The sequence below is a fragment of the Dietzia sp. CQ4 genome (genome assembly GCF_014145125.1).
Classification (GTDB): Bacteria; Actinomycetota; Actinomycetes; order Mycobacteriales; family Mycobacteriaceae; genus Dietzia; species Dietzia natronolimnaea.
The window spans coordinates 1-5,046 of record NZ_JAALDZ010000371.1; the positions used below are offsets into that span (position 1 = coordinate 1).

The 5,046-nt window shown below is 71.7% G+C and carries 4 protein-coding genes and 1 pseudogene; 4 read left to right on the forward strand and 1 reads right to left on the reverse strand.

The window, feature by feature from the left end; genetic code table 11:
* Positions 1-1,264, reverse strand: a 1,264-nt coding sequence (locus tag G6031_RS19255) for an NUDIX domain-containing protein (RefSeq protein WP_347238521.1), incomplete at its 3' end; no start/stop codon positions are given.
* Between the two features lie 109 nt (positions 1,265-1,373).
* On the opposite strand from G6031_RS19255, the gene G6031_RS17155 reads away from it, so the two are divergent.
* The 4 genes and pseudogenes from G6031_RS17155 to G6031_RS17170 form a co-directional block, all read left to right on the forward strand.
* On the forward strand, positions 1,374-1,706 hold the full coding sequence (locus G6031_RS17155; protein WP_179523994.1) for an antibiotic biosynthesis monooxygenase: 333 nt from the start codon (positions 1,374-1,376) through the stop codon (positions 1,704-1,706).
* Between the two features lie 70 nt (positions 1,707-1,776).
* The gene (locus G6031_RS17160) at positions 1,777-3,300 is read left to right on the forward strand and encodes a CCA tRNA nucleotidyltransferase (RefSeq protein ID WP_182653923.1); all 1,524 of its coding nucleotides are present in this window, start codon (positions 1,777-1,779) and stop codon (positions 3,298-3,300) included.
* Entirely contained in the window at positions 3,297-4,574 is a 1,278-nt protein-coding gene (locus G6031_RS17165) for a glycosyltransferase 87 family protein (protein ID WP_182653921.1), read from the forward strand. The genes G6031_RS17160 and G6031_RS17165 overlap by 4 nt, the downstream gene beginning before the upstream one ends.
* A 106-nt stretch (positions 4,575-4,680) precedes the next feature.
* Positions 4,681-5,046: pseudogene (locus tag G6031_RS17170) on the forward strand (hypothetical protein); the annotation flags it as partial.

Sequence of the window (5,046 nt, forward strand, 5' to 3'; positions counted from 1 at the left end):
GCGGCACAGGGGACTCCCCCGCCAGCTCGGCTCGGGCGAGGTCCGGCAGCAGCGACCGCGCGGACTCCACCAGCCGCCGTTCGTCCGGATAGGCGAGCCGCCTGGGGAGATGGTCGAAGGCCACCCAGGCGACCTCGGTGATCTCCGGGTCCTCGTCGCACAGCTCGCCGTGGTCGTAGCGGATGAGGTGGTGGTGGACGGTCTTGTGGATCCGGCGGCCCTCGGCGACGAACCAGTAGTCGATGGTGCCGAGCGGGGCGAGCACCGTCCCGTCCACGCCGGTCTCCTCGAGAACCTCGCGACGGGCGGTCTCCTCCACGGTCTCGCCCGGCTCGATGTGCCCCTTGGGCATCGACCACAACATGCGGTTACGCCGGTCGAGGCGTCCGATCAGCGCGACCTCAAGGCGCGAGAGGTCGGGCTCCGATCCCGCGGCGGCCGCCTGTTCGAGCCCACGCACGACGAGGCCGCCCGCCGAGGTCTCGAGCACCGTCCGCAGACGTTGACCGTTCCGCGGGTGCCGTCCGCCCGCGCGACCGCCCCGGGGGTTCTTGGTTCCGGTTCCCTTCGCGCCGGGCACCTTCGACCCGGGCACCTTCGACCCGGGCTTCCCGCCCGGCTTGGACCCGGACTTGGCCGGGTTCTTGGTCCCCGACTTGGCCGGAGCGGCGGCGCGGGAGGGGTTCGAGGTCGCGGACTGGGCGGGTCCGGACCTGGGTCGGTTCTGGGTGCGGGGGTGTCGCGGGGACTGGCGGGCCGAGGTGGCGCCGGCGGTGCCGTCCCCGGACCTGACCGTCTGGATGGACTGCGTGGGGGTGTCGTCGCCCTGACCGGTGTTGTTCTGCTGGGTCTCGGGGGTCCTGCCCTGGCCGCCCCGCCGGCCCCGGCCACCACGACGCCGGCGCCGACCCTGACGGGCCTGACCGCCACCGGACTGGCCGGACTGGCCGGACTGCGCGGGTTGACCGGACTGGCCTGACTGGCCTGACTGCGCGGGCCGGCCCGACTGGCCCGACTGACCCGACTGCGCGGGTTGACCGGATCTGCCTGACTTCTGGCCCTGGCCGCCCTGGCTGTTCCGGTGGTGCTGGGGCTTGTCCTGTCCCTGCGCGGTCCGCTGGCCGTCGGAGCGCTGGCCGGAGCTGCGCTCGGAGCCCTGACCAGCGGAATCGGAGGTGGGCGTCACGGATCCGGCGGCCCGCCGTGCACGACGCCGCCGCGGCGGGTTAGCGCGCGGTTCGACGGGGCGTTCGGCTTCGGACACCCATCGATGCTACCGGCCGGTGTCGCGTGTTCCGTAAATCGTCGGCGTGCCGCCCGCGGATACGGTCAGGTCAGGTGTCGGCGGGCGGGCCACGGCTAGAGTCCGCGACATGAGCTCAGGATCCGCAGGCCACGCCCTGGTCCTCCGTCACCGGGCCAAGCCGGGGCGGCGGGACGAGCTGGTCGAGGTGTGGCGCCGGCACATGCCGGACGCGGTGCAGGCGAACGACGGGCACCGGGCGTACGTGTTCTGCGCGTCCCACGCCGACCCCGATGTCCTGCTGGTGTTCCAGCAGTACCGCGACGCCGCCGCGGCACAGGAGTTCCTCGGAAACCCCGCGTACCTGGCGTACCTGGAGGAGTCGGGTGACCTGTTGACCGGCCCCCCGGAGGTCGAGGCCGTGGAGCCGCTGTGGTCCAAGGTGGCCGGACCGACTCGGTAAGGTCTCCGCTGTGACAGCCCGCAACCCCCACCCAGACCCGCGCGCCTCATCGGACCGCCACGACGCGGCGGTGTTCTCCGGACTGCAGGACGGACCGGGGACCCCGCCCGACCCGGCGGAGTACGAGGCGCGGCGGGTGCGGCTCCTGGCGGGCGCCCAGACGACTCTCAACGACCACGCGGACGTGTTGGCCCCTCTCGCGGCCGCGTTCGGCGAGGCCGGCCACGAGCTCTACCTGGTCGGCGGGAGTGTGCGCGACGCCCTCCTCGGTCGACTCGGCACCGACCTGGACTTCACCACCGACGCGCGACCCGACACGGTCCGCGGCATCCTCGAGTCCTATGCGGACACCGTGTGGGACACCGGGATCGAGTTCGGCACCCTCTCGGCGGTCAAGCACGACGCCTCGGGTATCGAGCAGCAGATCGAGATCACCACGTACCGCGCGGACTCCTACGACGGGGTGAGCCGGAACCCCGAGGTGGTCTTCGGCGACACCCTCGAGGGCGACCTGGTCCGCCGCGACTTCACGGTCAACGCCATGGCGGTGCGCCTGCACCCCGACGGGCGTCACGAGTTCTGCGACCCGCTCGACGGGATGGACGCTCTGCTCGCCGGGGTGCTGGACACCCCTGCCGCCCCGGAGCAGTCGTTCTCCGATGATCCGCTGCGCATGCTGCGCGCCTGCCGGTTCGTCTCCCAGCTGGGCTTCTCCCTCGCGCCGCGGGTGTTCCGGGCGATGACGGAGATGACCGCCGAGATCGACAGGATCACCGTCGAACGGGTCCGCGCCGAGCTGGACAAGACCATCCTCGGCGACTACCCGATCGACGGGATCAACATGCTGTGTGAGGCCGGACTGGCCGACCGCGTGCTCCCCGAGGTGCCGGGGATGAAGCTGGAGCGCGACGAGCACATGCAGCACAAGGACGTGTACTGGCATTCGCTCACCGTCCTCAAGCAGGCCATCGACCTGGAGCCCGAGGGGCCGGACCTGGTGCTGCGCTGGGCGGCGCTGCTGCACGACGTGGGCAAGCCCGCCACGCGTGCGGCCAAACCCGGCGGCGGTGTGACGTTCCACCACCACGAGGTGGTGGGCGCCAAGATGGTGCGCAAGCGGATGCGCGCCCTCAAGTACTCCAAACAGATGATCGAGGACGTCTCGGGACTGGTGTTCCTCCACCTGCGCTTCCACGGGTACGGCGAGGGGCAGTGGTCCGACTCGGCCGTGCGCCGGTACGTCTCCGACGCGGGCGATCTGCTCCCCCGCCTCCATCGGCTGGTCCGGGCGGACTGCACCACCAGGAACAAGCGACGTGCGGCCAGGCTCCAGGCCAGCTACGACTCCCTGGAGCACCGCATCGCCGAGATCGAGGAGAAGGAGGACCTGGCCCGGGTCCGGCCGGATCTCGACGGCAACGAGATCATGACGCTGCTCGACCTCAAGCCCGGGCCCGACGTCGGCCGCGCCTGGGCGTTCCTCAAGGAGCTTCGCCTGGATCGCGGCCCGCTGGACCGTGACGAGGCGGAGGCCGAACTCCTCCGCTGGTGGGCCGGGCGGAACGACCGCCCGGAGAACGGCGACCCGGCGTGATCGGCGGCGCGGTCGACCGCTATCTCGCCTCGACCGCGGGCAGGGCCGTGGCGGCCTTCCTGGCGCTGCTCGGCACGATCCTCCACACGGTCGGCATCCCGGGCCTCCAGCAGCTCCCCCCGTACCGCATCGACCTGGACGTGTACCGCGTCGGCGGGCAGGTCTTCCGCGACGGAGGCGAGCTCTACGGACAGCTCCCCCGGTTGGCGGAGGGCGCCGACCTGCCCTTCACCTACCCCCCGCTGGCAGCCCAGATCTTCTCGCTGTTCACCCTCGTCCCGCTGGCGGCGGCGTCGGTCATCATCACGCTGGCCACCATTGCGGTGCTCGCCTACGTGGTGCAGCTCGTCCTCACGCGCACCTGTGACCGCCCCCACCGTGAACTGTGGTGGATCACGGTCGCCGTGATGGCCGTGGCGCTGTGGTTCGGCCCGGTGCGGGAGACGATCGGGTTCGGTCAGGTCAACGTGTTCCTCATGGCGTTGGTGTTGGTCGACGTCATCCGCGGCCGGGGCCGCTGGTGGGGTGGGAGCCTCACCGGTCTTGCGATGGCGATCAAGCTCACCCCCGCGGTGTTCCTGCTGTACTTCGCGCTGCGTCGCGACTGGCGGGGCCTGGGGACGGCGGTCCTCGCCGCCCTGGCCTTCACCGGCATCGGACACCTGTTGACCCCGGACGATTCGGCCCGCTACTGGTCGTTCGCCATCCGGGATCCCGCCCGCATCGGCGGGTTGTCCTTCTCCTCCAATCAGTCGGTCAACGGGCTCGTGCACCGCCTGGGTCTGGAGGACACGGCGGCCACGGTGGTGTGGTTCGTGGTGTCCGCCCTGGTGGGACTGGGTATCGCCTGGGTGGCGTGGCGGTTGCTGCGTCGCGGCCACGAGGTCGCGGCCGCGGTCGCGGTGGGGTTCGTCGCACTGTTCTGTTCGCCGGTGTCCTGGGGACACCACTGGGTGTGGTCCGTGCCGGCCGTCGTGCTCACGGTGGTGTGGGCGGCACGCGCCGCCGGGAGGGACGACGACGAGCGCGGCTGGCTCGTCTTGGCCGGGTCCGGCATCGTGGTCTTCCTGACCACACCGCAGTGGTGGTTCCCCCACGACGAGGGGCGTGAGCTCGCGTGGGGGCCGATCCAGCACTTGGTGGGTGACGCCTACCTCGTCTGGGCGGTGGCCTTCCTCGTCGTCGTCGGCATCCGGGCCGCTCGGCTCGGCGACCCCGACCGGTACGGCGATCCGGACACGCCGGCGCTCCTCGTGCGCGGCGGCACCCGCTGACCGAGTCCGTCAAGGTCAGGGGCGGTTCTGTGGAGAGCGGATCGGTTGTCCACAGATTGCCGCTCGGCACTGGTCCGGCCCGGCCGTCCGCGACACCATTCCGGGCATGGACTACTTCTTCGGAGACGGCGTCGGTGAGCCGACGCAATGGCAGGGTGCGCCCGAACTCACCCTCGGGACCGGTGCCGCGGACGCGCTGTGGCTGGATTTCGACGGCGACGGGTACGCCGACGACGCACTGTGGGACTCGGACCTCGACGGGGTCGCCGACCGCGTGGTGACCGATGTGGGTACTGATGCCCAGGCGGTCTACTCGGACGCGGGCGGCCGCGGGGTGTGGAACGTCTTCGCGGGAGGGGCCGGTGCCCTGGCGGCGGGGTCCGTGGGGGCGGGCTCGCTCGGCGCGGGCTCCGCCGGTGGTGGCTCTGTCGGCGCGGGTTCCGTGGGCGCGGGTTCTGTCGGCGGTGGCTCT